Source organism: Brevibacillus fulvus, from assembly GCF_016908525.1.
Classification (GTDB): Bacteria; Bacillota; Bacilli; order Brevibacillales; family Brevibacillaceae; genus Brevibacillus_G; species Brevibacillus_G fulvus.
In genome coordinates, this window is sequence record NZ_JAFBEB010000031.1 from 1 (window position 1) to 1458 (window position 1458).

Here is a 1458-nt window from a genome sequence, read left to right on the forward strand (position 1 = left end):
TCTAAACCCTTGAGCAACAAGGTTTTCTGAGCATAAAAAAAGGACTTCACCCCGACTTGGAGAAGTTTTTCGGTGACCAAACCAAAAACCCCAGAGGAGGGAAGTCACTTTGTATATTCTCCAAGAAAGTCTGTTTTCCTTTGAGGAACTGCAAAAATTAGAATCGCGGGAGCGATTGCCTATTTTCTTCAGTGTGCTTGATTTACGTCCCTACGCCCAACAGTTAAGAAGTACTTCACCCCGTGGTGCTGAAGGGCACTGCCGTCAAGCGATTCTTCGGGCACTCCTGGTCGCACCGTTGGAAGGAATCTCAACATTTACTACATTGCAGCGTCGTCTTGAGTTGGATTTGCGTTTCAGATATCAATGCGGATTCCCTTTAGACCGCTCAGCTCCATCAATCGCTACGATTAGCCGAGTATTTGCCGAACTGACCAGAAAGGGGTTGGCAGAGCAACTATTTCTGGATCTCGTTCGCTTCTGCCAAAGCGAAGGAATCATCAAGGGGAACCATCTGGCCATCGACAGCGCAGCCATTGAAGCGTATGAAAAGAAGCAACCGAAGTCTCGCAGTGAGCAGACAGGCAATGCCAATTGGGGAGCCAAATTCGACTCGTTCGGAAATAAGCTTTCGTGGTTTGGGTACAAGATTCACCTTGCGGTGGATACAAAAAGCGATTTGCCCATGGCTCTTGAGGTCACTCCCGCCCATATAAATGACGGAGATATGGGTCCTGTGCTGATGGAGCAGGTAGCGGCTCGTCGGCTAACAAAAGTGGACTTCGTCATGATGGATGCCGGATACGATCAGTTGAAGAATTACATAGCTGCTCGTAGAATCGGGGCGCAAGCGATTATCCCACTAAATCTACGCAATGAGAAAGAGCCTCCCGCTGGCATGACGTCAAATGGGACTCCCTGCTGCTCCATGGGGTACGAGATGACGTATTGGGGAGCCGATGGCGACCAACTCAAGTTCCGCTGCCCCCATGCAACAGGAAAAGTGGACTGTCCTCTCGGCATGGCGGCTTGTTCCGCATCGAATTACGGTATGGTGGTCAAAGTCGACATCAAGGATGATCTTCGTCGATACAGCCATCCACATCGAGATACCAAACGCTGGAAAGAACTTTACAACGAACGAACCAGTGTAGAGCGTTGCAACTCTCGCCTCAAATCGTATTTGACAGCCAATTCCCTGCATGTATGGGGCATCGAGAAAGTCAAGACGCATGTATATCTGAATGCCATCGTCCTTTTGGTTTCCGCACTGGCTGTGGCAAGAACACATAAGATCGAGAAGGAAGCTGCGTAAAAAAACGGAGCGATAAAATTCTGCAGGTCTGCCCAAAATCAGTGTTAGCCCTTGATTTTCTTTCATTTTGATAACAATTCTTCATGCAAGGGCTCCTTCGAATTTATCGCGTCTAATCAAGAAGTGAATTTTGCAAAAGGCTC

1 protein-coding gene is annotated in these 1458 nt (G+C 48.3%); it reads left to right on the plus strand.

Features of this window, described 5'->3' with window-relative positions; all coding sequences use genetic code 11:
- The first annotated feature begins 109 nt into the window (after positions 1-109).
- Positions 110-1315, plus strand: coding sequence for a transposase (locus tag JOD01_RS19555; protein ID WP_204520136.1), 1206 nt, complete (start codon positions 110-112; stop codon positions 1313-1315).
- Positions 1316-1458: the final 143 nt, after the last annotated feature.